24 protein-coding genes and 3 tRNA genes are annotated in these 25,213 nt (G+C 50.8%); 12 read left to right on the top strand and 15 right to left on the bottom strand.

The window, feature by feature from the left end; all coding sequences use genetic code 11:
- Positions 1-64 precede the first annotated feature (64 nt).
- From ACJHXB_RS00955 to ACJHXB_RS00945, 3 genes are all read right to left on the bottom strand, one after another.
- Positions 65-141, bottom strand: a tRNA-Met gene (locus ACJHXB_RS00955).
- Positions 142-173: 32 nt separating this feature from the next.
- Positions 174-250, bottom strand: a tRNA-Met gene (locus ACJHXB_RS00950).
- 33 nt (positions 251-283) lie between these two features.
- Positions 284-360: transfer RNA gene (locus tag ACJHXB_RS00945), tRNA-Met, on the bottom strand.
- A 208-nt stretch (positions 361-568) separates the two neighbouring features.
- Here ACJHXB_RS00945 and mltA point away from each other — a divergent pair.
- Together mltA and tcdA are read left to right on the top strand one after the other, a co-directional pair.
- The gene (mltA, locus tag ACJHXB_RS00940; RefSeq protein WP_000678646.1) at positions 569-1,666 is read left to right on the top strand and encodes a murein transglycosylase A; all 1,098 of its coding nucleotides are present in this window, start codon (positions 569-571) and stop codon (positions 1,664-1,666) included.
- A gap of 75 nt (positions 1,667-1,741) precedes the next feature.
- Positions 1,742-2,548, top strand: a complete 807-nt coding sequence (gene tcdA / locus ACJHXB_RS00935; RefSeq protein WP_000117728.1) for a tRNA cyclic N6-threonylcarbamoyladenosine(37) synthase TcdA — start codon at positions 1,742-1,744, stop codon at positions 2,546-2,548.
- Positions 2,549-2,598: 50 nt separating this feature from the next.
- On the opposite strand, the gene csdE is transcribed toward tcdA, so the two are convergent.
- Positions 2,599-3,042 (bottom strand): cysteine desulfurase sulfur acceptor subunit CsdE, encoded by a 444-nt coding sequence (csdE, locus tag ACJHXB_RS00930; RefSeq protein WP_000184260.1) that lies wholly within the window; start codon positions 3,040-3,042, stop codon positions 2,599-2,601.
- A complete protein-coding gene (csdA, locus tag ACJHXB_RS00925) occupies positions 3,042-4,247 on the bottom strand; it encodes a cysteine desulfurase CsdA (RefSeq protein ID WP_001469284.1) in 1,206 nt (401 codons plus the stop codon). The genes csdE and csdA overlap by 1 nt, the downstream gene beginning before the upstream one ends.
- A 191-nt stretch (positions 4,248-4,438) precedes the next feature.
- Here csdA and ACJHXB_RS00920 point away from each other — a divergent pair, with 191 nt between their 5' ends.
- From ACJHXB_RS00920 to rlmM, 4 genes are all read left to right on the top strand, one after another.
- The gene (locus ACJHXB_RS00920; RefSeq protein ID WP_000750398.1) at positions 4,439-4,666 is read left to right on the top strand and encodes a YgdI/YgdR family lipoprotein; all 228 of its coding nucleotides are present in this window, start codon (positions 4,439-4,441) and stop codon (positions 4,664-4,666) included.
- 350 nt (positions 4,667-5,016) lie between these two features.
- Positions 5,017-5,934, top strand: coding sequence for a glycine cleavage system transcriptional regulator GcvA (gene gcvA / locus ACJHXB_RS00915; RefSeq protein WP_000044401.1), 918 nt, complete (start codon positions 5,017-5,019; stop codon positions 5,932-5,934).
- A gap of 18 nt (positions 5,935-5,952) precedes the next feature.
- Complete coding sequence (locus ACJHXB_RS00910) at positions 5,953-6,348, top strand: DUF423 domain-containing protein (RefSeq protein WP_000203901.1); 396 nt, start codon at positions 5,953-5,955, stop codon at positions 6,346-6,348.
- On the top strand, positions 6,341-7,441 hold the full coding sequence (gene rlmM, locus ACJHXB_RS00905; RefSeq protein ID WP_001045520.1) for a 23S rRNA (cytidine(2498)-2'-O)-methyltransferase RlmM: 1,101 nt from the start codon (positions 6,341-6,343) through the stop codon (positions 7,439-7,441). Before ACJHXB_RS00910 ends, rlmM begins: the two co-directional genes overlap by 8 nt.
- A gap of 43 nt (positions 7,442-7,484) precedes the next feature.
- On the opposite strand, the gene fucR is transcribed toward rlmM, so the two are convergent.
- From fucR to fucP, 5 genes are all read right to left on the bottom strand, one after another.
- A complete protein-coding gene (fucR, locus tag ACJHXB_RS00900; protein ID WP_000642344.1) occupies positions 7,485-8,216 on the bottom strand; it encodes an L-fucose operon activator in 732 nt (243 codons plus the stop codon).
- Positions 8,217-8,273: 57 nt separating this feature from the next.
- Entirely contained in the window at positions 8,274-8,696 is a 423-nt protein-coding gene (gene fucU / locus ACJHXB_RS00895) for an L-fucose mutarotase (RefSeq protein WP_000920840.1), read from the bottom strand.
- 1 nt (position 8,697) lies between these two features.
- Positions 8,698-10,116, bottom strand: a complete 1,419-nt coding sequence (gene fucK, locus ACJHXB_RS00890; RefSeq protein ID WP_000808358.1) for an L-fuculokinase — start codon at positions 10,114-10,116, stop codon at positions 8,698-8,700.
- A 108-nt stretch (positions 10,117-10,224) separates the two neighbouring features.
- Complete coding sequence (fucI, locus tag ACJHXB_RS00885; RefSeq protein WP_000724153.1) at positions 10,225-12,000, bottom strand: L-fucose isomerase; 1,776 nt, start codon at positions 11,998-12,000, stop codon at positions 10,225-10,227.
- Positions 12,001-12,032: 32 nt separating this feature from the next.
- A complete protein-coding gene (gene fucP, locus ACJHXB_RS00880; protein WP_000528603.1) occupies positions 12,033-13,349 on the bottom strand; it encodes an L-fucose:H+ symporter permease in 1,317 nt (438 codons plus the stop codon).
- Between the two features lie 546 nt (positions 13,350-13,895).
- Here fucP and fucA point away from each other — a divergent pair.
- Positions 13,896-14,543 (top strand): L-fuculose-phosphate aldolase, encoded by a 648-nt coding sequence (fucA, locus tag ACJHXB_RS00875; protein ID WP_000440775.1) that lies wholly within the window; start codon positions 13,896-13,898, stop codon positions 14,541-14,543.
- Between the two features lie 27 nt (positions 14,544-14,570).
- A complete protein-coding gene (gene fucO, locus ACJHXB_RS00870) occupies positions 14,571-15,719 on the top strand; it encodes a lactaldehyde reductase (RefSeq protein ID WP_000013588.1) in 1,149 nt (382 codons plus the stop codon).
- Positions 15,720-15,773: 54 nt separating this feature from the next.
- On the opposite strand, the gene xni is transcribed toward fucO, so the two are convergent.
- The 5 genes from xni to queF all read right to left on the bottom strand — a co-directional run bounded on the left by xni (position 15,774) and on the right by queF (position 22,235).
- Entirely contained in the window at positions 15,774-16,529 is a 756-nt protein-coding gene (xni, locus tag ACJHXB_RS00865; protein ID WP_001604741.1) for a flap endonuclease Xni, read from the bottom strand.
- A 111-nt stretch (positions 16,530-16,640) separates the two neighbouring features.
- Positions 16,641-18,008 (bottom strand): L-serine ammonia-lyase II, encoded by a 1,368-nt coding sequence (sdaB, locus tag ACJHXB_RS00860; protein ID WP_000626404.1) that lies wholly within the window; start codon positions 18,006-18,008, stop codon positions 16,641-16,643.
- Between the two features lie 57 nt (positions 18,009-18,065).
- Positions 18,066-19,355, bottom strand: coding sequence for an HAAAP family serine/threonine permease SdaC (sdaC, locus tag ACJHXB_RS00855; RefSeq protein ID WP_000450476.1), 1,290 nt, complete (start codon positions 19,353-19,355; stop codon positions 18,066-18,068).
- 555 nt (positions 19,356-19,910) lie between these two features.
- The gene (gene ppnN, locus ACJHXB_RS00850) at positions 19,911-21,275 is read right to left on the bottom strand and encodes a nucleotide 5'-monophosphate nucleosidase PpnN (protein WP_000627995.1); all 1,365 of its coding nucleotides are present in this window, start codon (positions 21,273-21,275) and stop codon (positions 19,911-19,913) included.
- Positions 21,276-21,386: 111 nt separating this feature from the next.
- Complete coding sequence (gene queF, locus ACJHXB_RS00845) at positions 21,387-22,235, bottom strand: NADPH-dependent 7-cyano-7-deazaguanine reductase QueF (protein ID WP_000100411.1); 849 nt, start codon at positions 22,233-22,235, stop codon at positions 21,387-21,389.
- 67 nt (positions 22,236-22,302) lie between these two features.
- Between queF and syd the strand changes: the two genes are divergently transcribed.
- From syd to ACJHXB_RS00825, 4 genes are all read left to right on the top strand, one after another.
- The gene (gene syd, locus ACJHXB_RS00840; protein WP_000342439.1) at positions 22,303-22,848 is read left to right on the top strand and encodes a SecY-interacting protein; all 546 of its coding nucleotides are present in this window, start codon (positions 22,303-22,305) and stop codon (positions 22,846-22,848) included.
- Positions 22,849-23,469: 621 nt separating this feature from the next.
- Entirely contained in the window at positions 23,470-23,799 is a 330-nt protein-coding gene (locus ACJHXB_RS00835) for a YqcC family protein (RefSeq protein WP_000206975.1), read from the top strand.
- Positions 23,799-24,581, top strand: coding sequence for a tRNA pseudouridine(65) synthase TruC (gene truC / locus ACJHXB_RS00830; RefSeq protein ID WP_000890003.1), 783 nt, complete (start codon positions 23,799-23,801; stop codon positions 24,579-24,581). Before ACJHXB_RS00835 ends, truC begins: the two co-directional genes overlap by 1 nt.
- A gap of 17 nt (positions 24,582-24,598) precedes the next feature.
- Positions 24,599-25,048 (top strand): flavodoxin, encoded by a 450-nt coding sequence (locus tag ACJHXB_RS00825; RefSeq protein ID WP_000807759.1) that lies wholly within the window; start codon positions 24,599-24,601, stop codon positions 25,046-25,048.
- Positions 25,049-25,213 lie beyond the last annotated feature (165 nt).

Raw genomic sequence — 25,213 nt, 5'->3', positions numbered from 1 at the left:
CTGAATGGCGCTTTTTTTATGGGAGACCAGAAACAAAAAAACACCCGTTAGGGTGTTCAATAATTGGTTGCGGGGGCCGGATTTGAACCGACGACCTTCGGGTTATGAGCCCGACGAGCTACCAGGCTGCTCCACCCCGCGTCACCGTACTGCTTTATTTCATCAAATTTGATTGGTTGCGGGGGCCGGATTTGAACCGACGACCTTCGGGTTATGAGCCCGACGAGCTACCAGGCTGCTCCACCCCGCGTCACCGTACTGCTTTACTTCATCAAATTTTAATTGGTTGCGGGGGCCGGATTTGAACCGACGACCTTCGGGTTATGAGCCCGACGAGCTACCAGGCTGCTCCACCCCGCGTCCGTGGATGCGCACTATACTCCGCTCGCGTTTTCATGCAACCTTTTTTTTACCCCGATCACGGATTCGGCATGATTTTGAACAAAAACAAATCACTAAAGCCTATTTTTTGTGCAAAATTTGCGTCAGGGAGAGGCTGCTCATTTCATTAAACGCGGCGGTTTGTTATCTTCGTTGCGCCTTATTTTTTAACCTGAAGAAGAGAACAATGAAAGGACGTTGGGTAAAGTACCTTCTTATGGGCACGGTTGTGGCAATGCTTGCCGCCTGCTCTTCCAAACCAACCGATCGCGGACAGCAATATAAAGACGGGAAATTTACCCAGCCTTTCTCTCTGGTGAACCAGCCAGATGCCGTTGGCGCGCCGATTAACGCCGGTGATTTTGCCGAGCAAATTAACCATATCCGTAATTCGTCACCGCGTCTGTATGGCAACCAGAGTAATGTTTATAACGCGGTGCAAGAGTGGCTGCGCGCAGGCGGTGATACCCGCAATATGCGCCAGTTCGGCATTGATGCCTGGCAGATGGAAGGTGCCGACAACTATGGTAACGTGCAGTTTACAGGCTATTACACGCCGGTAATTCAGGCGCGCCATACCCGCCAGGGCGAGTTTCAGTATCCGATTTACCGTATGCCGCCAAAACGTGGTCGTCTGCCGTCTCGTGCGGAGATCTACGCGGGGGCATTGAGTGATAAATATATTCTCGCTTACAGTAACTCCCTGATGGATAACTTCATTATGGATGTGCAGGGTAGTGGTTATATCGACTTTGGTGATGGCAGTCCGCTTAACTTTTTCAGCTATGCAGGGAAAAACGGTCATGCATATCGCAGCATTGGTAAGGTGCTGATCGACCGTGGCGAAGTGAAAAAAGAAGATATGTCGATGCAGGCGATTCGTCACTGGGGTGAAACACACAGTGAAGCCGAGGTTCGCGAGCTGCTGGAACAGAACCCGTCTTTCGTTTTCTTTAAACCGCAATCTTTTGCACCGGTGAAAGGGGCAAGTGCGGTGCCGCTGGTTGGCCGTGCTTCTGTTGCCTCCGATCGTTCAATTATTCCGCCAGGTACTACCTTGCTGGCAGAAGTGCCGCTGCTGGATAATAACGGCAAATTTAACGGTCAGTACGAATTGCGTCTGATGGTGGCGCTGGATGTCGGTGGCGCAATCAAAGGCCAACACTTCGATATCTATCAAGGGATTGGGCCGGAAGCCGGGCACCGCGCAGGTTGGTACAACCACTATGGACGTGTCTGGGTGCTGAAAACGGCTCCGGGCGCAGGTAACGTCTTTAGCGGCTGATGTGATATTCTGTATGCCGTTTTTACGGATACGACAGGGTGAGGGATAACCTCGCCCTTTTTATTCTGAGGTGCTATGTCTGTGGTAATTAGTGATGCATGGCGTCAGCGTTTTGGTGGCACAGCGCGTCTGTATGGTGAAAAAGCGTTGCAACTGTTTGCTGACGCGCATATTTGTGTGGTCGGTATTGGCGGTGTCGGTTCCTGGGCGGCGGAAGCGCTGGCGCGCACGGGGATTGGCGCAATCACGCTTATCGATATGGATGATGTGTGCGTCACCAATACCAATCGGCAAATTCATGCCCTGCGCGATAACGTTGGGCTGGCAAAAGCGGAAGTTATGGCGGAGCGTATTCGCCAGATTAACCCGGAGTGCCGTGTAACGGTGGTGGATGATTTCGTGACGCCGGATAACGTAGCGCAGTATATGAGCGTGGGTTATTCGTACGTGATTGATGCCATTGATAGCGTACGGCCCAAAGCGGCGCTGATTGCTTATTGTCGGCGCAATAAAATCCCGCTGGTCACGACTGGTGGCGCGGGTGGGCAGATTGACCCGACGCAGATTCAGGTTACCGATCTGGCGAAAACGATTCAGGACCCGCTGGCGGCGAAGTTGCGCGAGCGCCTGAAAAGCGATTTTGGCGTAGTGAAAAACAGCAAAGGTAAGCTCGGCGTGGATTGCGTGTTCTCTACCGAAGCGCTGGTGTACCCGCAGTCAGATGGCACGGTCTGTGCAATGAAAGCTACGGCGGAAGGGCCAAAGCGAATGGATTGTGCATCTGGATTTGGTGCTGCGACGATGGTGACCGCCACCTTTGGTTTTGTTGCGGTTTCTCATGCGCTGAAGAAGATGATGGCGAAAGCGGCGCGTCAGGGGTAAACAATCAGGTCGGATGCGACGCGAACGTCTTATCCGACCTGGTTCTGTGCTTAAACCTGCTTCGCCGCAGCGATAATCGCCTCGCTTAACGCATTCAACCCCTGGCTGCGTGAGGCGCTAAGCTGCGCACGCAATCCCAGCTCATCAAACAATGCCAGCGGCGACTGTGCCTGCAATTCGGCGGCGGTTTTCCCCTCAACGGCAGTCAACAACACCGCCAGCAGGCCGCGCACAATGCGCCCTTCGCTGTCGCCAAAGAAGTGCATTTTACCGTTTTCAGCCACGGTATATCCCAGCCAGACGCGGTTTTCGCATCCGGCAATCTCTTTAGCCTGCGCTTTTAACTCGTCTGGCAAAGCCGGAAGCTGTTTCCCCAGCATGATCAACTGGCGATATTTATCTTCCCATTGCGTCAACGGTGCGAAGGTATTGCGTAACGTTTCTGCGGTTACGGTTGTGCCGAACGGATGTCCGGCGAATTGCGGGTTCGTCATTAATCCACCAATAATTCCAGCGCGCGGTCAACGGCATTCACCAGCGCATCCACATCACTCTTTGTATTATATGGCGCAAATGAGGCACGCAGTGTGCCGGTTACGCCTAATTCTGCCAGTAGCGGCTGAGCGCAATGCTGCCCGGCCCGCAGGGCAATACCGTACTCCGCCAGCAGCGTCACCATATCGCTGTGATGAACGCCAGCAAAATCGAAGGCCAGCAGGCTGGAATCCTGGCAGCGGAATGAACGAAAGCCTGGACGTTTCGCCAGCGCATCTTCCGCCAGCGTTGCTAAGCTACGGCTCCAGTTTTCAGTCTGGTTGATATCGTAATCTGCCAGCCATTCCAGCGCCGCGCTTAATCCTATGACACCAGCGACATTTGGCGTTCCGGCTTCCAGTTTCCACGGCGCAGATTGAGTCGTGAAGCCGTCAAAACTCACTTCGTGAATCATTTTGCCGCCACCCAGCCAGGGTGACATCGCTTCCAGCAGTTCTGATTTGCCATACAGCACGCCGATACCCGTCGGGCCATACAGTTTGTGACCAGAGAAAGCATAGAAATCGATATCCAGTTGCTGAACATCTGCGGGGACATGCACCGCCCCCTGAGCACCATCAACCATCACCACCATCCCGGCTGAATGAGCAAAGGTAATCGCTCGTGCCAGATCCGGGCAACCGCCAGTCACGTTCGACATCTGACCCAACGCCAGAATCCGACTACGAGGAGTAATCAGTTCCGGCAACAAATCGACATCTGGCAACCGCTGCGCATTAAGCGGCAATTTCACCACTTTGGCTCCAGTTTGTTGGGCGACCATCAGCCAGGGGACGAGGTTGGCGTGGTGTTCTGCCACGCTGACAATAATCTCATCGCCCGGTTGCAGACGCGGACGCGCATAGCATTGTGCCACCATGTTGATGGATTCAGTGGTGCCGCGCGTCCAGACGATATTTTTGTCATCCGATGCATTCAGTAATTGCGCCACTTTCTCTCGCGCAGCTTCATAACGCGCGGTCAGGCGTTGGGCTTCGGCAAACTGGCTGCGATGGACGTTTCCGGCGCTCAGGCTGTAAAACTGTCGGGTGGCTTCAACCACGGCTTCAGGTTTAAGCGCGGTCGCGGCGCTGTCGAGATAGACGCCCGCATCCTGAAGTGCGGGAAACTGGGCGCGAAACTGCGCGGGATTAAAAACGTTCATGGTACTCCTCGGCTTGATGAACCGATCGTGACGCAAAATTCACTTTGATACAAGGAGAGTGCTAACCATCAGAATTATCTGGATATCCTGGCGAAGCCGCGTCAGTAACATATGCTGAATAGTGTTAGGCGTTAATTTTAGCCTGTTAATCAATACTATTAAGATTTATTAATCGCTTTAAGGAGAAGATGATGAAAAAGACTGCCGCAATTATTTCTGCCTGTATGCTGACTTTTGCCCTGAGCGCCTGTTCCGGTTCGAACTATGTGATGCACACCAATGACGGACGTACCATCGTCTCTGACGGCAAACCACAGACTGATAACGATACCGGTATGATTTCGTATAAAGACGCTAATGGCAACAAACAGCAGATCAACCGTACTGACGTGAAAGAGATGGTCGAACTGGATCAGTAATTCGCGATCGCAAGGTAAAAAAAAGCACCGCAATTAGGCGGTGCTACATTAATCACTATGGACAGACAGGGTAAATGTACAGGAAGTGAAAAAAGGTAGCTTTGCTACCATGGTCTGAATCGCAGACCAATTGCAAACACAACAACACAACATCACAACCGTAAGCCAAAAGTTCACCAGAACACGCATTCCGATCAAACTTTTCGTTCCGGCTCAGGAAGTGCCGCCACTATAGGTATTTGCTGGTAGAAGCTCAACGGACAATTTATAATGGCTCAGATTAAAAAAACTAATAGGTTACACAGTGTGATCTAATTGTTAAATTCATTTAACATCAAAGTTTAAAAGCCATGTCTAAACGATTACCACCGCTAAATGCCTTACGAGTTTTTGATGCCGCAGCACGCCATTTAAGTTTCACTCGCGCAGCAGAAGAGCTTTTTGTGACCCAGGCCGCAGTAAGTCATCAAATCAAGTCTCTTGAGGATTTTCTGGGGCTAAAACTGTTCCGCCGCCGTAATCGTTCACTCCTGCTGACCGAGGAAGGTCAAAGCTATTTCCTCGATATCAAAGAGATATTTTCGCAATTAACCGAAGCGACGCGTAAACTCCAGGCCCGTAGCGCCAAGGGGGCGTTGACGGTCAGTTTACTCCCCAGTTTCGCCATTCATTGGTTGGTTCCGCGACTTTCCAGCTTTAATTCAGCTTATCCGGGAATTGACGTTCGAATCCAGGCGGTTGATCGTCAGGAAGATAAGCTGGCGGATGATGTTGATGTGGCGATATTTTATGGTCGGGGCAACTGGCCGGGGCTACGGGTGGAAAAACTGTACGCCGAATATTTATTGCCGGTGTGTTCGCCGCTACTACTGACTGGCGAAAAACCCTTGAAGACCCCGGAAGATCTGGCTAAACATACGTTATTACATGATGCGTCGCGTCGTGACTGGCAGACATATACCCGACAGTTGGGGTTAAATCATATCAACGTTCAGCAAGGGCCAATTTTTAGCCATAGCGCCATGGTGCTGCAAGCGGCTATCCACGGGCAGGGAGTGGCGCTGGCAAATAACGTGATGGCGCAATCTGAAATTGAGGCCGGACGTCTTGTTTGCCCGTTTAATGATGTTCTGGTCAGTAAAAACGCTTTTTATCTGGTTTGTCATGACAGCCAGGCAGAACTGGGTAAAATAGCCGCCTTTCGCCAATGGATCCTGGCGAAAGCCGCTGCTGAACAAGAAAAATTCCGCTTTCGTTATGAACAATAATTTACGTAGGGTACGACCATGACCAGCCGTTTTATGCTGATTTTTGCCGCCATTAGCGGCTTCATTTTTGTGGCTCTGGGCGCTTTTGGCGCGCATGTGTTAAGTAAAACCATGGGGGCCGTTGAGATGGGCTGGATCCAGACCGGTCTCGAATACCAGGCGTTCCACACGCTGGCGATCTTAGGTCTGGCGGTGGCAATGCAGCGTCGCATCAGTATCTGGTTTTACTGGAGTAGCGTTTTCCTCGCGTTAGGCACGGTGCTGTTCAGCGGCAGCCTTTATTGCCTGGCGCTGTCCCATCTGCGTTTGTGGGCGTTTGTCACACCAGTTGGCGGCGTGAGCTTCCTTGCGGGCTGGGCGTTAATGTTAATTGGTGCTATCCGTTTAAAGCGCAAGGGCGTAAGTCATGAATAAGGTTGTATTGCTGTGCCGTCCGGGCTTTGAAAAAGAGTGCGCCGCAGAAATTACCGATAAAGCCGGTCAGCGGGAAATTTTCGGTTTTGCCCGCGTGAAAGAGAATGCGGGTTATGTCATTTATGAATGTTATCAACCTGATGATGGCGATAAGTTAATCCGTGAGCTGCCGTTCAGTTCATTAATTTTTGCCCGCCAGTGGTTTGTGGTGGGGGAACTCCTGCAGCATTTGCCGCCTGAAGATCGTATTACCCCCATTGTCGGTATGTTACAGGGCGTAGTAGAGAAGGGCGGTGAACTGCGTGTTGAAGTTGCCGATACCAACGAAAGCAAAGAGTTGCTGAAATTCTGCCGTAAATTCACCGTGCCGCTACGCGCTGCCTTGCGTGATGCGGGTGTGCTGGCGAACTATGAAACGCCGAAGCGTCCGGTTGTGCATGTATTCTTTATTGCACCAGGCTGCTGCTATACCGGTTACTCATACAGCAACAATAATTCGCCGTTCTATATGGGCATTCCGCGCCTGAAATTTCCGGCAGATGCGCCGAGTCGTTCCACGCTCAAACTGGAAGAGGCATTTCATGTGTTTATTCCTGCGGATGAGTGGGATGAACGCCTGGCGAACGGGATGTGGGCGGTGGATTTAGGCGCTTGCCCTGGCGGCTGGACCTACCAACTGGTGAAGCGCAACATGTGGGTTTATTCCGTCGACAACGGCCCGATGGCGCAAAGTCTGATGGATACCGGGCAGGTGACGTGGCTGCGGGAAGACGGTTTCAAATTCCGTCCGACGCGCAGCAATATCTCCTGGATGGTATGCGATATGGTTGAAAAACCGGCGAAAGTTGCGGCATTGATGGCGCAGTGGCTGGTTAATGGCTGGTGTCGTGAAACCATTTTCAACCTCAAACTGCCGATGAAAAAACGCTACGAAGAAGTGTCACACAATCTGGCGTATATTCAGGCACAGCTTGATGAACATGGCATAAATGCTCAGATCCAGGCGCGGCAGTTGTATCACGATCGCGAAGAAGTGACGGTGCACGTCCGCCGTATCTGGGCTGCGGTGGGTGGTCGTCGCGACGAGCGATAACAGGCAAGGCCGGGGCGTCGTCTCCGGCCTGCTACCCTTTCCGTCAGGCTGTTACCAAAGAAGTTGCAACCTGGCGCTCATCAGAAATAATGTGCGTTACCTCATCCAGATGCCCGATGCGGGCTTCCCCTGAACGATTAAATTTACTTTTATCAATCAATAACAACGATTGCGCGGCACGTTTTAATAGCATCGATTTGTAATCAGCGTTGATGGCATTGGAGTCCCACAGTGCACCGCTGCTATCGATCCCTTCACAAGAAAAAATAAACAGATCGATTTCCAGCGATTTAAGTTGGGAAATCAGCGAGGGATTGACGTAACAGCCATATTTGCGCTCAAGTGTGCCACCGGAACTGATCAGTTGAATGCGTTCGCGTTTACCGAGTTCATGGCAAATCGGATGGCTATTGGTGAAGACCTGAATGTTGATGTCAGGCAACTGGCGTGCCAGATACCAGCAGGTTGAACTGGCGTCTAAGGCTATCACCATCCCTTCTTCAATCCACGCGAGCGCCTCGCGCGCGATATCTGCTTTATGCGCATAATGGCTTTTCAGCCGGATGTGAAAGGGATCGCCACTGTCTTGATTTTGACGGTGGATATATTTAGCGCGCCCATGATTGCGCAGAATTTTACCCTGCGTCTGTAATTCATTGAGATCGCGACGAATGGTTTCTTTACTGACCTTTAGCTGTTCAGAAAGAGCTTCCGTGGTCAGGCTGGTATGGTTCAGCAGCAGGTCGACTATCGCTTGCTGGCGTGCCGCTTTCATATTTTTCACCCCATCATTCGATAACCGCCCGCGTCGTGCGGGCGTACCGGTATGAGATTACGGTGTTACCCCTTTTTTTAAAAGAATATTCCCGTACTTCGCTCGTTCGCCTGTGATAACGATCGCAAAGGCTTTTTGTGCCCGTTCATAAAAAGCAAAACGATTGATGCGGATGATGTCAGGACACGGGGCTTGTAGTGAAAGCGCATTACGGTAACGTCGTTCTACTTCAGGATCGAGAGTGTCACCTTCTACCGCCGCCATCATCACCAGCGGCGGTGCATAACTGTCCAGCTCAAATAATGGGATAATCGCCTGGAGCAAGTCGCTCACCAACAGGCCATCAGCGCGGATCACCTGCGGTCCCATCGAATGGGCGGGAAAGTGAGCATCGGAAAAAATAATTTCATCTCCATGTCCCATCTCTGCCAGCACTTTCAATAGTTCGGGAGAAATTAACGGCGAAATTGTTTTCAGCATTTCACACTTCCTCTATAAATTCAGGTTCAGTTTGCGGGTAGAAATAACGGTACTGATAATGAATCTGCGCGCGAGCTTCCTCCGGGCTGTTAAATTCCCCTACGCCATACCAACCGAACATCGCAGCTCCTGCGACGGTCGTTTCGGCGTCGTCGAGAACTTTTACCGGAATATCAAGCATATTGGCTTTAATCTGATTCCACAATGTGTTGCGACTTCCTCCACCGACTAACAATAATTCAGAGGCTTTAAAGTGCCCGATTTTTTCCAGCATCTGTAGATTGTGCTGTAATTGCGCAGTTAACCCTTCCAGCGCCGCGCGATAGAAATGCCCCCGCGTGGTATTAAGCGTCACTCCTTGCCAGCCAGCGTTCTGACACGACAATAAATCACACTGCATTTTCACGCCATCCGCGCCAGGCGCGATCAGACGAGCCTCTTCAATCAACATTTGCCAGGGAGTTTCAGCCGTCCAGAACAGTTTTCTCACCCATTCCAGCACGCCGGATGCCAGCCATTGCATACCTGGGTTATACAACCCTGCCTGACTATCCAGTTCGCAGGTCGAACCGGCGTACTGACTTAACAGCGAAGTATCAACCTGGGTGCTACGGACCATTAAAATTTCCCATGTACCGGAAGAGAGCACGGGTTCATTTTGGTCGGCACCAGCGCCAAAAAGGGCGAACTGGGTATCGTGACCTGCGGAAATCACCGGTATGCCAACGGGTAAGCCGAGCATTCCTGCGGCGCTGTTCTGTAGCGTACCAATCTGTTCACCCGCTTCCACCAGACGAGGGAAGAGTCGGCGTGGAATACCGGTGGCTTGTAAAATTTGCGGACTGAAATCGCGTTGCTGGATATCCAGCATCTGGCTGGTTCCGGCCATCGTGATATCAGTAGTGAATTCGCCGGTTAAACGGTGGTTAATCAGCGACGAAATAAAGAGCCAGGCGTGCGCGCGTTCCAGCAGTTGTGGATGATTTTCTTTCAACCACACCAACTTATATAACGTATTGAAACTAAAGGCTCCGACTCCAGAAATAGCCTGCAACTGCTGTGCGGAGATCAACCGTTCAATATTGTCCATTACCGCTGCTGTTCGCGGACATTTCCAGCTAATGATCGGATAGAGCAGATTGCCTTGCTTATCTACCAGAGCGCCATCCACACCAAAGGTGGTGACGGCGATACCGCGGATGTGGCAATCAGTCAGTTCACTATTGATTTGCCGACAGCAATCAGCAAAGCGTTGCAAAATGGCGTCTAAAGACCACTGGTGCCAGGTGTTGTTTTCCATCGCGATATCGCTGGCATTAGGCGTTGAGGCGCGGGCAACAATTTTTCCCTGCCGATTAACCGCGATGGCCCTGACATTGGTCGCGCCACAGTCGAGTACCAGGATAACTTCTTGTTTCATAATCGCTCCTGCAATATAGCCGGATAACATTGTTTATCCGGCTAACCACTCTTGCTTGTTCAGGCCCGGTAGCCGGAGCGACCGGGCATCACATCAGGGAGTAATATATTAACGCTTGTACAACGGGCCGTAGTTCTGGCAAGCGCGGTAATCCTGGCCTTCAATATCCATGCCGTGCGCGGCCCAGGCAGAAGGACGATATACTTTGGTCTCTTCAACGTTGTGCATACATACCGGGATACGCAGCATGGAGGCGAGAGTGATAAAGTCTGCGCCAACGTGGCCGATGGTCAGAACCCCGTGGTTAGCGCCCCAGTTCGCCATTACCGAATACACATCCGTAAACGGCCCTTTACCGGTGAGGCGCGGTGCAAACCAGGTGGTTGGCCAGGTTGAGTTGGTGCGTTTGTTGAGGATGTCATGCACATCCTTCGGTAACTCAACGCTCCAGCCTTCCGCGATTTGCAGTACCGGGCCCAGGCCTTTGATGATGTTGACACGGGTCATGGTGAACGGGACGCCGCCTTCGGTAAGGAAGCGGGAAGAGTAACCGCCGCCACGGAAGTATTCGTGGATCGCCGGGCACCATTCGGTAGCGGCGAGGCAAGCGTCAGCCTCTTGCTGAGAGATTTCCCAGTGTGGCTTCATCGTCGGGTTACCTTCGCTGTCGCGTTGTTTACAGGAACCGTCCAGCGCAGCAGAACCGGAGTTGATCAAATGGATGATGCCGTGTTCTGCCAGTCCGTCCAGTTTATGCCCCGTTACACGCTCAATTGCTTCTGGTGACCAGTAGGTACGCACATCGGCAAATACCTGCGCGGTGCCGGTGAGTTGGTGACCCATTAGCATTGCCACGCCGTTAAGACTGTCGTTTTCGGTCGCCACGACAAAGGGTTCGCGCACGCCATTCCAGTCAAATGAACTGTTGAGGATCGCTTCGGCGGTGTCACCATTGGGATATTGATCGGTCCAGTGGCGTTGTCCCTGGAAGCCCGCAGCGATGGCGTTGTAGCCAAGTGATTCTTCCACGCGACCAATATCGGCCAGTTTGCTGTTGCCTTGCATCATGTCGCGGATACACATCGCCATCAGTAAACTTTCGCGCAGAACTGCGCGGCTTTGCTCGGCATTGCGTTGATACTGTTTGTTATTTTCATCTTCGCCATAGCGGAAGTTTTTATCAGCCCAGGCCAGCGCCATTTCCAGTTCGGCTTCGTCGTAAATCTTCTGATCGATACGGCGACGCAGTTCGGTCATATCCACCGCCTGGACTTTCATTCCCAGCCAGGATTCAAAGAAGTTGTGATCAACAATGGAACCGGCGATACCCATCGAAACGCCGCCCAGCGACAGATAGCTTTTACCTTTCATGCTGGCGACGGCCAAACCGGCACGGGCAAAGCGCAGCAGTTTTTCTTCAACATCAGCAGGAATCGATGTGTCATCGGCATCCTGAACGTCATGACCGTAAATGGAGAATGCCGGGATGCCTTTCTGGCTGTGAGCTGCCAGAGCCGCAGCCAGGTAAACAGCGCCGGGGCGTTCAGTGCCGTTAAAGCCCCAAATGGCTTTCGGGCGGGTTGGATCCATGTCGATGGTTTCACTGCCATAGCACCAGCAAGGCGTTACCGTAATGGTGAGGCCTACATTCTGACTGCTGAATTTTTCTTCGCAAGCAGCGGCTTCAGCCATACCCGCGATACAGGTATCGGAAATGACACACTCGACGGCAGCTCCGCAGGCATGGCGCAGTTTCTCGGTCAGCAGTGCAGCCGTGGCTTTCGCCATATTCATTGTTTGTTCTTCAAGCGACTCACGAACACCCATGCGACGACCGTCAATAACCGGGCGGATACCAATTTTCGGTAAGCTGATTTTTTTCATTACTGATTCCTCACTTTATTCGGAAAATATGTTCAGTTAGTTGCCGTTTGAGAACGGAAACGGGCAAAGATAAAGATGACTGCGAAGCAGAGTGCCGGGATCAGTTCAGCAGTGGGGATGTTGCCCGCCGCGTCACTGACAAAACCCATGACCGGAGTGACAATACCGCCGCCAATAATGGTCATAACGATGAAGGACGAACCGTATTTGGTGTCCTGGCCGAGATTTTTAATGCCCAGCGAGAAGATTGTTGGGTACTGAATCGACATAAAGGCGCTGCATAAAGTCAGAGCTATTAAGCCCACATGACCGCCAGCGAAGGCTGAGATCAGGCACAGTGCCATAGCGATTAATGCGTAGGCGGCCAGGACTTTGTGTGGTGCGAAGCGACTGATGAGCCAGGTACCGGTGAAACGACCAATAAAGAAGCACACCATGGTTCCGGTTAAATAGTTAGCGGCAAAGCCTGCAGTCATACCTGGAATTTCTTCTACAGCGTAGCGAATCAAATAGCTCCAGCAGGCCGTTTGTGCGCCGACATAGCAGAATTGCGCTAATACCGCCCAGCGCCAGTGACGAATACGCGCCAGACGAGAAAGCGATGCGGAGAACGATCCTTGTTTGGCGTCACTGTGATTATCACTCTGCAATGCCGGGAATTTCGTCAGCATGATCAGCAGGGCGACCAGTAACACGATAGCCACGATGATCATATAAGGTGTCTGTACCGATAATACCAGGCTGTGTTTATACGCACTCAATTGCTCTGGAGACATTTTATCGAGAACGTCTTGCGATTGATGTGGCACGTTAGACAAAATAAGACTTTGCCCAAAGACAACCGCGATAATTGCGCCAAATGAGTTAAATGTTTGCGCAAGATTTAAGCGGAAGTGACCACTGCTTTCCGGCCCTAATACCGTAACAAAAGGGTTTGCGGCAGTTTCCAGACAACCTAATCCAGCTGCAATAATAAATAGGCCAACTAAAAATAAGGTGTAGTTCATTATTTCTGCAGCGGGCCAGAATAATGCAGCGCCCAAGGCATATAAAAATAATCCGGTAATAATCCCTGCTTTATAACTGAGTTTTTTCATCAATATCCCAGCAGGGATTGGGATAATGAAATAACCAAAGTAAAAGGCCGATTGGATCAGGCCAGCCTGGAAATTTGTCAGCGTAAAAGCCTGCTGGAATTGAGGTAATAAAATGTCGTTAAGGTTATTGGCTACCGCCCAAAGAAAAAACAGTGAGCACAGCAGCGCGAATGGAATAATGTAACTTCTGCTTTGCCCTGCATCTTTATCTACCGCACGGTAACTCTGCGTTTGTATTGATGTGTTTCCCATAGCATCCTCTTAGGTTCAGAAGCTTAAGCACGTAATCGGTTATGTTTTCAAAAGTGCAAAACCAGCGAGTTCGGGCTTCATATCAGTGAATATTTGCCTGTCTGAAATGAACTCATGGATTCATTTTCAAATAAAAAACGCTCTGTAATATGACGGCGGTCACACTTATTAGCTGGGAGGTGACTTTATGTGACTACCATCACTTTAATAATCGAAATTTCATGCCCGTTTCAGAAAATAAATCATAAAAAACACAAACCTGATGACCGTATTAATTGTTTGTGCCGAAAACGGGCATTTCTGGCTTGGGTGAATAAAAAAATGACCGTTTTGATAAATATTTTTAAGAGCGGTCATTTTTAATAGGGTTATAAAAAGAGAACTTGCAGTTATTTACTGTGATTAGTTGAACCAGGTCACAAAATATAAGCTTGTGAATTTCTTTCTGGTTAATCAGGAAGAAGATGGTGGGTAATTAAACGGCTAATTCAATAGTGTGAAAGGAACAACATTATTGCCCTGTTTTGAATCAGAGAGAGGTAGCTAATGGAACGAAATAAACTTGCTCGTCAGATTATTGACACTTGCCTGGAAATGACCCGCCTGGGACTGAACCAGGGGACAGCGGGTAACGTCAGTGTACGTTATCAGGATGGGATGCTGATTACGCCTACAGGTATTCCATATGAAAAACTGACGGAGTCGCATATTGTCTTTATTGATGGCAACGGTAAACATGAGGAAGGAAAGCTCCCCTCAAGCGAATGGCGTTTCCATATGGCGGCCTATCAAAGCAGACCGGATGCCAACGCGGTTGTTCACAATCATGCCGTTCATTGCACGGCAGTTTCTATTCTTAACCGACCAATCCCCGCTATTCACTACATGATTGCGGCGGCTGGCGGTAATTCTATTCCTTGCGCGCCTTATGCGACCTTTGGAACACGCGAACTTTCTGAACATGTTGCGCTGGCTCTCAAAAATCGTAAGGCAACTTTGTTACAACATCATGGGCTTATCGCTTGTGAGGTGAATCTGGAGAAAGCGTTATGGCTGGCGCATGAAGTTGAAGTGCTGGCGCAACTTTACCTGACGACCCTGGCGATTACGGACCCGGTGCCAGTGCTGAGCGATGAAGAGATTGCCGTAGTGCTGGAGAAATTCAAAACCTACGGGTTACGGATTGAAGAGTAATTTCGTAAAGCAACAAGGAGAAGGATGATGGCTAACAGAATGATTCTGAACGAAACGGCATGGTTTGGTCGGGGTGCTGTTGGAGCTTTAACCGATGAGGTGAAACGCCGTGGTTATCAGAAGGCTCTGATCGTCACCGATAAAACGCTGGTGCAATGCGGCGTGGTGGCAAAAGTGACCGATAAGATGGATGCTGCAGGGCTGGCATGGGCGATTTACGACGGCGTAGTGCCCAACCCAACAATTACTGTCGTCAAAGAAGGGCTCGGTGTATTCCAGAATAGCGGCGCGGATTACCTGATCGCTATTGGTGGTGGTTCTCCACAGGATACTTGTAAAGCGATTGGCATTATCAGCAACAACCCGGAGTTTGCCGATGTGCGTAGCCTGGAAGGGCTTTCCCCGACCAATAAACCCAGTGTACCGATTCTGGCAATCCCCACCACAGCAGGCACTGCGGCAGAAGTGACCATTAACTACGTGATCACTGACGAAGAGAAACGGCGCAAGTTTGTTTGCGTTGATCCGCATGATATCCCGCAGGTGGCGTTTATTGACGCTGACATGATGGATGGTATGCCTCCAGCGCTGAAAGCCGCGACGGGTGTCGATGCGCTCACTCATGCTATTGAGGGGTATATTACCCGTGGCGCGTGGGCGCTAACCGATGCACTGCACATTAAAGCGATTGAAATCATTGCTGGGGCGCTGCGAGGATCGGTTGCTGGTGATAAGGATGCCGGAGAAGAAATGGCGCTCGGGCAGTATGTTGCGGGTATGGGCTTCTCGAATGTTGGGTTAGGGTTGGTGCATGGTATGGCGCATCCACTGGGCGCGTTTTACAACACTCCACACGGTGTTGCGAACGCCATCCTGTTACCGCATGTCATGCGCTATAACGCTGACTTTACCGGTGAGAAGTACCGCGATATAGCGCGCGTTATGGGCGTGAAAGTGGAAGGTATGAGCCTGGAAGAGGCGCGTAATGCCGCTGTTGAAGCGGTGTTTGCTCTCAACCGTGATGTCGGTATTCCGCCACATTTGCGTGATGTTGGTGTACGCAAGGAAGACATTCCGGCACTGGCTCAGGCGGCACTGGATGATGTTTGTACCGGTGGCAACCCGCGTGAAGCAACGCTTGAGGATATTGTAGAGCTTTACCATACCGCCTGGTAAATGCGCTGATGTGATAATGCCGGATGCGACGTTTGCGGCGTATCCGGCACGCCGTTACCGTACCAACCGCAATTGCTGTAAATTGCCGTCGATATGCAAATCGGTTTGTAAGCGGGCAATATCGCGGCACAGAAACGCCATCTCTTTATGGGTTTCTAATTTTTTGCGCCACTTTTCGGCAACCGCATCCAGATTCTCATATATCCCTTCCAGACTCTGAAACTCGACCAGCAGCTGCGTGGCGCTTTTTGGTCCGATCCCCGCAACACCCGGTACCTTTGAACTGCTTATTCCGGCAAGCCCCCAGTAATCGGGCAACTGCTGCGGTTGAACGCCAAATTCTTTATCGATAAATGGCGCATCCAGCCAACGTTTCTGGAAGTAATCACGAATACGTAATGTCGGTGAAAGTAACTGACAGTAGCCTTTATCTGTCGAAACAATCGTTGCCTGATGCCCGGCCTGTGTCACTTTGACCGCCAGCGTGGCGGCTAAGTCATCGGCTTCGTTACCGCTGGCTGACCAGCACGGGACGCCGCGTTGCTCAAAGGCGGCGCGTAATGCAGGCATCTCGTCGTGCAACTCTTCCGGCATTGGCGGTCGACCCGCTTTGTAATCTGGTAAACGCTGATGACGCCAGCCGCTACTGCGGTTTTCATCATCAAAAACGGCGATCGCGTGGGTTGGCTGGCTGTGCATAATGAGCTGATCGAGCGCGTGCTGGCAGGTTTCGACACAGGGCGAACCCTGAACGGCATGAATGCGACGAATAAGATTCAGTGCATCGACAATAAGCAAATGAACAGCCACGATAACCCCCTTAAAGATCAGGCGATAAGGGTAACATTCGATACTGGAACAGGCTATGGCTGGATGAGAAATCGGGAAGAGGCCTCGCAAAACGAGGCCTGTGGAGAGCGATTAATCGCAGGCAACGATCTTCATTGCCAGGCCGCCGCGAGAGGTTTCGCGGTACTTGGCGTTCATATCTTTACCTGTTTCGTACATGGTTTCGATAACTTTATCGAGGCAGACGCGCGGCTCGCTGGTACGGCGCAGCGCCATACGTGCGGCGTTCACCGCTTTTACTGCCGCAATGGCGTTACGCTCGATGCATGGCACCTGGACCTGTCCAGCAACCGGATCACACGTCAGACCGAGGTTGTGCTCCATGGCGATTTCCGCCGCGATGCACACCTGCGCCGGGCTTGCGCCTAACAGTTCTGCCAGACCAGCCGCCGCCATTGAGCACGCCACGCCAACTTCACCCTGGCAACCCACTTCGGCACCAGAAATCGACGCGTTCATCTTATAAAGAGAACCAATGGCGCTGGCTACCAGCAGGTAACGAGCCAGTGAGTTAGCGTTCACTTCGCGGATAAACTTATCGTAGTACGCCAGCACAGCCGGGATAATCCCGCACGCACCGTTAGTCGGCGCAGTCACCACGCGACCGCCAGCAGCGTTCTCTTCGTTCACTGCCAGTGCAAACATGTTGATCCAGTCAACAACCGCCATCGGGTCAGTGGTGGTTTTATCCTGGCTGACCAGCATCCGGCGTAGTGCCGCAGCACGGCGTGGTACGCGCAGTTTGCCAGGCAACACGCCTTCGGTAGAAATACCGCGCTCAATACCGCCGCGCATGACTTCCCAGACGTTCGCCAGGTGCTGTTCCAGCTCTTCTTTGCTGTGCAGCGCCAGCTCGTTTTTCATCATCAGGCCAGAGAGTGACAGCCCGGTTTCCTGACAATGTTTTTGCAGATCGGCTGCTGAACTGTACGGATAAGGAACTTCAACCGGTGCGCTATCCTGCTGGCCAAAATGCTCTTCATCAACGATAAAGCCACCGCCAATAGAGTAGTAAGTCTGGCTGTAAACGACTTTATCGCCCGCCAGCGCGGTAATGCGCATACCGTTTTCATGCAGAGAAAGGTTGTCGGCATGGAAGTTCATGCACTGATCAACCGGGAACTCCACTTCATGCTGACCATTTGCCAGCATCAGGCGACCATGAGTATTCACATCCTGAATAAAACCAGGGATGGAATCGATATCCACGGTATCCGGCAGGTTACCCGCCAGGCCCATAATAATGGCGATATCAGTGTGGTGGCCTTTACCGGTCAGAGAGAGCGAGCCGTACACGTCAACCACCACGCGGGTCACGTCTTTAAGCAGGTTACGGGCAATCAGATCGTCGGTAAATTGTTTACCCGCTTTCATTGGTCCAACGGTATGAGAACTGGAAGGGCCAATGCCGATTTTGAAAATATCGAATACGCTAATCATAGGAAATACATCGCGTTAAAACGGAGGAAGCGCCGCCCGAAAGCGGCGCGAAAGGACTTAGCTGAACAGAGAGTAGAAGATTGCGGAGATTGCAATCAGACCCATCACGACAACGAATACGTTGCTGATGTGACCGCTGTACTTACGCATTGCCGGTACTTTCTGAATTGCGTACATCGGCATCAGGAACAGGATCATCGCGATGATTGGGCCGCCCAGGGTTTCAATCATACCCAGGATGCTCGGGTTCAGGGTGGCAACAATCCAGGTCGTTACCAGCATGAACAGCGCAGTGATACGGTTCAGCTTGTTGATTTCGATAGACTTACCTTTACCACGCAGAGATTTAATCACCATACCGTTGAAGCCTTCACGTGCGCCCAGGTAGTGGCCGAGGAAGGATTTGGTGATAGCGATAATCGCGATAATCGGAGCCATCCACGCGATAACCGGTGCGTTAAAGTGGTTAGCCAGGTAAGACAGAATCGAGATGTTCTGCTCTTTAGCCGCAGCTAGGTCTGCCGGAGTCAGGCTCAGTACGCAGCTGAAGACGAAGAACATTACGGTCAGCACCATCATGATGTGTGCGAATGCCAGGATCTTCGAGCATTTCTGTTCTGCCATATCGCCGTACTCTTCACGCTTCGCAACGGCGAAAGAAGAGATGATCGGAGAGTGGTTGAACGAGAACACCATTACCGGAATTGCCAGCCACAGGGTCATCCACAGACCGTTTCCGGTTGCAGATGCAGTGTCCAGAGACAGCGTTTCCAGTGCTGCGCCGTTCCACTGCGGGATCAGGTACAGAGCCAGCAGCATCAGTACGCCAACAAACGGGAATACCAGAATACTCATCGCTTTAACGATCATCTGCTCACCAAAGCGAACGATGGTCATCATACCCACGATCAGGATCAGCGACAGAATCGCACGCGGCGGTGGTGTCATACCCAGCTGGTGAGACATGAAGCTTTCAACTGTATTGGTGATTGCCACACTATAAACCAGCAGGATCGGGTAGATAGCGAAGAAGTAGAGCAGGGTAATCAGTTTACCTGCGCCAATACCAAAGTGTTCTTCTACAACCTCGGTGATGTCTTCGCCTGGGTTTTTACCAGACAGTACGAAGCGAGTCAGGCCGCGGTGTGCAAAAAATGTCATCGGGAACGCAAGGATAGCCATGATGATCAGCGGGATCATACCGCCAACACCGGCGTTGATTGGCAGGAACAGCACGCCCGCGCCGATTGCCGTGCCGTAAAGGCCCAGCATCCACATGGTGTCTGTCTTGCGCCAGGCACTACGAGAGTCTTTCGACGCAATCGTGCTGGTTTGAGTCGTTTCCATCTATTTCTCCTGGAGGAATGCAAATAATTCAGCTTTTAGCCAGTTCAGCCCGGGAAGGTGCCTGACCGTAAAAATGAAATCTGTCTATCGGCGATGGCTTAATCATTTACCGCCGTAATAATTTGAGGGCGGAAAGATACACACAAGTTATGTATCTATCAGTGATCTTGATCTCAAATACAATAATCTACTTGGAAGATAGATTATCCCAACGCTTTACTCTGTAAATCAAAAGTAAAAGAGAATTTAAGGGCAATATTTGCCCATTAAACGACATCTGACTTCTTCCGGGGCGCGCAATATATGTAGGTTGAACTGAAAAAATCAATACTTTTAGTTAATCATGGCGATAATTTCTTTTTCATAGCGATAAAATGTGGTTTATGAAAATAGGGAAACGTTTGCGTTACAACATAAATTGTATGACATATTAACTGTAATGATATTTATCGCGTGAGGGTGGTAAGAAACATTCATATAACAAATGAAATAAATTGATGGGTATGTGACCAAAAACGAGAAAACCCGGCAACAAACGTCACCGGGGGAGGGAGATTACGTGCAGATTTCGTAGCAAGGGATGTAGGCTGAGCCTGGCAACTTCATACGATGCTGGGCAACAAAACCCTGTAGCAGGTCGTCCATACGACGCATAATCTCTTTATCGCCGTTGATTTTGTAAGGACCAAACTCTTCAATGGCGCGAATACCGACTTCTTTTACGTTACCCGCCACAATACCGGAGAACGCACGGCGCAGGTCGGCAGCCAGCACTTCAACAGGTTGATCCGGGTAAAGCTTCAGATTAGCCATGTTCTCGTGAGACGGCTCAAACGGCATTTGCAAATCTGGCGCAATGCGCATTGACCAGTTAAAGCTGTAAGCATCGCCTGTGTCGCGGCGATTTTCTTTCACCAGCGGCATCGATTTTTTCATCTGACGAGCGACTTCAGCGGCGTCATCAATGATGATGCGGTAATGGCGGCGCGCGTTTTCACCCAACGTATGCACGACAAACTCGTCCAGTACGCGGAAGTAGTCGGCGCTCTCTTTCGGGCCGGTGAGGATCAATGGTAAAACCTGATCTTTGTTGGCCGGGTTCATTAAAATTCCCAGCAAATACAGCAACTCTTCTGCCGTACCCACACCGCCAGGGAAGATAATGATACCGTGAGCGATACGGACAAACGCTTCCAGACGTTTTTCGATATCCGGCATGATGATCAATTCGTTGACCAGCGGGTTAGGCGGTTCAGCGGCGATAATCGACGGCTCTGTCATACCAATAAAACGACTGTCTTTGTAACGCTGCTGTGCGTGTCCGACCGCAGCGCCTTTCATCGGCGCTTCCATCGCTCCCGGACCACAGCCGGTGCAGATATTCAGCTCACGCAGGCCCAGCTGATTCCCGACGCGACGGGCATACAAATACTCGTTTTCGTTAATTGAGTGCCCGCCCCAGCAGACCACCATATTTGGCGCTTCACCGACATGCAGTGCGCGAGCGTTACGCAAGATGGAAAAGACCAGGTTAGTGATGTGGACGGAGTTGTCGAGATTCAGGTTGGGAAAACGAACGGTGTTATGGATTTGCCCGTAAACGAAGAGAATGTCACGCAGAACCGCGAACAAGTTGGCCTGCAAAGCGCGAATAATTCGCCCATCGACAAAAGCCTCTTCCGGGGGATTAATCAGTTCCAGCTTTACGCCGCGTTCACGGCGCAGGACGTTAATATCGAAATTTTCAAAACGAGACAGCAATTCTTTGCTGTTATCGGTCAAACTACCGGAGTTCAGTACGGCAAGTGAACAGTTGCGAAACAGTTGATAGAGGTCGCTGCTGGCGGTGCGTTTAAGCATATCCACTTCCAGCTGCGACAACATATCCATGGAGCCAAGCGGGCTAATATGTGTAATCAAGAAAAACTCCTTATGGGACGAATATCGTCATTCCCTTTGATTACAATAGCCCTGCCTGATGACCTTTCACAACCTTCTGCGTGAATCCAGCACGCAAAATTGAGAAAAAATTTATTGCCGAACCAGTCTTGTGGTCGATGGGACAAAATCGCTATTACTGCGCCACGGGTTAATGTCCAGACCGCCACGACGGGTATAACGTGCGTAAACGCTCAATTTCTCTGGCTGGCAGAAGCGTAACAGGTCATTAAAGATGCGTTCCACGCACTGTTCGTGGAACTCGTTGTGATGACGGAAAGAAACCAGGTAACGCAGCAGTTTTTCTCTGTCAATTTGGCGTCCACGATACTGAATTTGGATCGATCCCCAATCTGGTTGATGGGTGATCAGGCAGTTTGATTTCAGCAGGTGGCTGACGAGCGTCTCTTCTACTACTTTTTCGCCACTGGTGGCATTCTCCAGATAGTCAGTAGTGAATTCATAGTTATCGATAGTGATATCCTGGTCATCAATGCAAGTGCCATTGAAATGACCTATCGGTTGGCCTTCCAGTTCATCAAGACGATATAACGCCACGCTAACCTTACCCTGGGCGCAAGTGCTTAAGTCGCGCTCCAGCGTCTGGCGCACCTCATCCCAGTTATTAAAACGCGTCTGGTTAAAACTGTTGAGATAGAGCTTAAAACTCTTCGACTCAATCAGATTTGCGCTGGTGTAATCAAGTTCAACATGACCGACGGCGACCTGCGGCAAACCTTTCGCATTCAGCCAGGAAAGTTCATACAGCGTCCAGATATCCGTACCGTGAAAAGGCAGGTTATCCGCTTTCAGACCCAGCGGATCGCGATTCAGACTACGCGGAACGCCTTGCAGTAGGCTGGCGTCATAGGTATCCCGGTAATCGGTTGATTTTCCAAGAGTCAGGCCCGCAAGTGCCTGATGGTTTGCATAAGAAGACATGTTTCACCGTCATAAACCAGATAAACTAAACGACAAGTGTATCTGGTTTAGGTGAAGAGAGAAATTAGTGGACGATTTGACCGCACAAGCCCTGAAAGATTTTACTGCACGCTACTGCGATGCGTGGCATGAAGAGCATAAAAGCTGGCCGTTGAGTGAGGAACTGTACGGCGTTCCTTCACCGTGCATTATTTCAACCACCGAAGATGCCGTATACTGGCAACCCCAGCCGTTTACCGGGGAACAAAATGTAAACGCGGTTGAACGCGCTTTTGATCTTGTGATACAACCCACAATTCATACCTTTTATACGACTCAGTTTGCCGGGGATATGCACGCGCAGTTTGGCGATATCAAACTGACATTGCTGCAAACCTGGAGTGAAGACGACTTCCGTCGGGTGCAGGAAAATCTGATTGGTCATCTGGTGACTCAGAAAAGGCTAAAATTGCCGCCCACGCTATTTATCGCGACGCTGGAAGAAGAGTTAGAGGTGATCTCGGTGTGTAATCTCTCCGGTGAAGTGTGCAAAGAGACGCTGGGAACACGTAAACGGACGCATTTAGCCTCAAATCTTGCGGAATTCCTTAATCAACTTAAGCCTCTTCTGTAATCCAAATACCCCATCTGGTTGTGAGAGATCTCTTACAGACTCTGTAGGAGATCGCCAGGAAATAAGCGAATACTTAAAAAGATAAGAATCGTTATTTTCATTTAAAATCAATATATTGCTTGTCAATTCTTAACTTTCATATGAAATTTTCCTTAAGGCATTGTCTGTAAGCGCCTTGTAAGACTTCGCGAAAAAGACGATTCTATCTTCGTCGACAGGGAGTCAGACAACGAAGTGAACATCAGGATGATGACACTTCTGAAGGACACACCAGGATGGTGTTTCAGGGAAAGGCTTCTGGATGAAGCGAAGAGGATGACGCAGGACGCGTTAAAGGACACCTCCAGGATGGAGAATGAGAACCGGTCAGGATGATTCGGTGGGTCAGGAAGGCCAGGGACACTTCAGGATGAAGTATCACATCGGGGTGGTGTGAGCAGGAAGCAATAGTTCAGGATGAACGATTGGCCGCAAGGCCAGAGGAAAAGTTGTCAAGGATGAGCAGGGAGCAACAAAAGTAGCTGGAATGCTGCGAAACGAACCGGGAGCACTGTGAATACAGTGCTCCCTTTTTTTATTCCTGCTATCCTTCGCGGCAGTTTTTCTTATTGAGGTTGCTTTATGACCACTCATGACCGCGTTCGTTTCCAGTTGCAGGCGCTTGAAGCGTTACTGCGTGAACATCAGCACTGGCGAAACGATGAACCCCAGCCGCATCAATTTAATAGTACCCAACCGTTCTTTATGGACACCATGGAACCACTGGAGTGGTTGCAGTGGGTGCTGATCCCGCGAATGCACGATTTGTTAGAAAACAACCAGCCGTTACCGGGTGCTTTTGCCGTTGCTCCCTATTATGAAATGGCGCTGGCGACGGACCACCCGCAACGCGCGCTTATTCTGGCTGAGCTGGAAAAACTGGATGCTCTTTTTGCGGATGATGCGAGCTAATGCTGGAAATACTCTATCAGGATGAATGGCTGGTTGCGGTAAATAAACCCTCCGGCTGGCTGGTTCACCGCAGCTGGCTGGATCGCGACGAGAAAGTAGTGGTCATGCAAACCGTGCGTGACCAGATAGGCCAGCATGTGTTTACTGCTCATCGTCTGGACCGACCAACTTCTGGTGTGTTGTTGATGGGATTATCCAGCGAGGCCGGACGGCTGCTGGCACAACAGTTTGAACAGCACCAAATCCAGAAACGTTACCATGCGATTGTGCGCGGCTGGTTGATGGAAGAAGCAGTTCTGGATTATCCACTGGTGGAAGAACTGGACAAAATCGCTGATAAATTTGCTCGCGAAGATAAAGGCCCACAGCCAGCAGTGACGCATTATCGCGGTCTGGCGACCGTAGAAATGCCGGTAGCGACCGGACGTTACCCGACCACGCGCTACGGCCTGGTGGAACTGGAGCCGAAAACCGGACGCAAGCACCAGCTCCGTCGCCATCTTGCCCATTTGCGCCATCCGATTATTGGCGACAGCAAACATGGTGATTTACGCCAGAATCGCAGCGGTGCTGAACATTTTGGCCTTCAGCGGTTAATGCTGCATGCCAGTCAGTTGTCATTGACGCATCCTTTTACTGGCGAGCCGTTGACTATTCACGCGGGCCTGGACGGCACCTGGATGCAGGCGTTATCACAATTTGGCTGGCGGGGTCTGCTTCCTGAAAATGAAAGGGTTGAGTTCAGTGCGCCATCGGGTCAGGATGGAGAGATAAGTTCCTAATCCAGGGAGAAAACGGTATGGCGGAAATTGGTATTTTTGTGGGCACTATGTACGGAAATTCGCTGTTAGTGGCGGAAGAAGCGGAAGCAATTCTGACCGCGCAGGGCCACAAAGCAACGGTATTTGAAGATCCTGAATTAAGCGACTGGCTGCCCTATCAGAATAAGTATGTTCTGGTGGTTACGTCCACGACCGGGCAGGGCGACCTTCCTGATAGCATTGTGCCGCTCTTTCAGGGAATTAAAGATACCCTGGGCTTCCAGCCGAATCTGCGTTATGGCGTGATTGCGCTCGGCGACAGTAGTTATGTGAATTTCTGCAATGGCGGCAAACAGTTCGATGCCTTGTTGCAGGAACAGAGCGCTCAGCGGGTGGGAGAAATGCTGTTGATTGACGCCAGTGAGAACCCGGAACCGGAAACGGAATCAAATCCGTGGGTCGAACATTGGGGCACGCTGTTGTCCTGATACGTTCAGCGAGCGGTAAATGCCGTTTTAGCGGTGCTGAATCGAATCTTTTCAGGCAAATGCCAGTAAAAACTGCTTCATAGCGCGGATTTTTACTGGCGTTTGCCTGGAGTCAAGCGATCCATTTCATACTCTTCTTTATTTCTTCGTTTTAACCCTTCCTTT

It is taken from the genome of Escherichia sp. WS3227_2 (assembly GCF_046486495.1).
Taxonomy (GTDB): domain Bacteria; phylum Pseudomonadota; class Gammaproteobacteria; order Enterobacterales; family Enterobacteriaceae; genus Escherichia; species Escherichia coli.
The sequence above is the reverse complement of the archived record's forward strand: the minus strand, read 5'-3'. Positions and strand labels throughout refer to the sequence as shown.

Excerpts from the sequence above, each read along its gene's own strand:
- rlmM (WP_001045520.1), top strand. The coding sequence starts at position 6,341 with ATGAATAAGGTTGTATTGCTGTGCCGTCCGGGCTTTGAAAAAGAGTGC.
- fucU (WP_000920840.1), bottom strand. The coding sequence starts at position 8,696 with ATGCTGAAAACAATTTCGCCGTTAATTTCTCCCGAACTATTGAAAGTG.
- fucI (WP_000724153.1), bottom strand. The coding sequence starts at position 12,000 with ATGAAAAAAATCAGCTTACCGAAAATTGGTATCCGCCCGGTTATTGAC.
- csdE (WP_000184260.1), bottom strand. The coding sequence starts at position 3,042 with ATGACGAACCCGCAATTCGCCGGACATCCGTTCGGCACAACCGTAACC.
- mltA (WP_000678646.1), top strand. The coding sequence starts at position 569 with ATGAAAGGACGTTGGGTAAAGTACCTTCTTATGGGCACGGTTGTGGCA.
- fucK (WP_000808358.1), bottom strand. The coding sequence starts at position 10,116 with ATGAAACAAGAAGTTATCCTGGTACTCGACTGTGGCGCGACCAATGTC.
- ACJHXB_RS00835 (WP_000206975.1), top strand. The coding sequence starts at position 23,470 with ATGACCACTCATGACCGCGTTCGTTTCCAGTTGCAGGCGCTTGAAGCG.
- sdaB (WP_000626404.1), bottom strand. The coding sequence starts at position 18,008 with ATGATTAGCGTATTCGATATTTTCAAAATCGGCATTGGCCCTTCCAGT.
- sdaC (WP_000450476.1), bottom strand. The coding sequence starts at position 19,355 with ATGGAAACGACTCAAACCAGCACGATTGCGTCGAAAGACTCTCGTAGT.
- csdA (WP_001469284.1), bottom strand. The coding sequence starts at position 4,247 with ATGAACGTTTTTAATCCCGCGCAGTTTCGCGCCCAGTTTCCCGCACTT.
- fucP (WP_000528603.1), bottom strand. The coding sequence starts at position 13,349 with ATGGGAAACACATCAATACAAACGCAGAGTTACCGTGCGGTAGATAAA.
- ACJHXB_RS00910 (WP_000203901.1), top strand. The coding sequence starts at position 5,953 with ATGACCAGCCGTTTTATGCTGATTTTTGCCGCCATTAGCGGCTTCATT.
- gcvA (WP_000044401.1), top strand. The coding sequence starts at position 5,017 with ATGTCTAAACGATTACCACCGCTAAATGCCTTACGAGTTTTTGATGCC.
- truC (WP_000890003.1), top strand. The coding sequence starts at position 23,799 with ATGCTGGAAATACTCTATCAGGATGAATGGCTGGTTGCGGTAAATAAA.
- tcdA (WP_000117728.1), top strand. The coding sequence starts at position 1,742 with ATGTCTGTGGTAATTAGTGATGCATGGCGTCAGCGTTTTGGTGGCACA.
- ACJHXB_RS00920 (WP_000750398.1), top strand. The coding sequence starts at position 4,439 with ATGAAAAAGACTGCCGCAATTATTTCTGCCTGTATGCTGACTTTTGCC.
- fucO (WP_000013588.1), top strand. The coding sequence starts at position 14,571 with ATGGCTAACAGAATGATTCTGAACGAAACGGCATGGTTTGGTCGGGGT.
- fucA (WP_000440775.1), top strand. The coding sequence starts at position 13,896 with ATGGAACGAAATAAACTTGCTCGTCAGATTATTGACACTTGCCTGGAA.
- fucR (WP_000642344.1), bottom strand. The coding sequence starts at position 8,216 with ATGAAAGCGGCACGCCAGCAAGCGATAGTCGACCTGCTGCTGAACCAT.
- queF (WP_000100411.1), bottom strand. The coding sequence starts at position 22,235 with ATGTCTTCTTATGCAAACCATCAGGCACTTGCGGGCCTGACTCTTGGA.
- ACJHXB_RS00825 (WP_000807759.1), top strand. The coding sequence starts at position 24,599 with ATGGCGGAAATTGGTATTTTTGTGGGCACTATGTACGGAAATTCGCTG.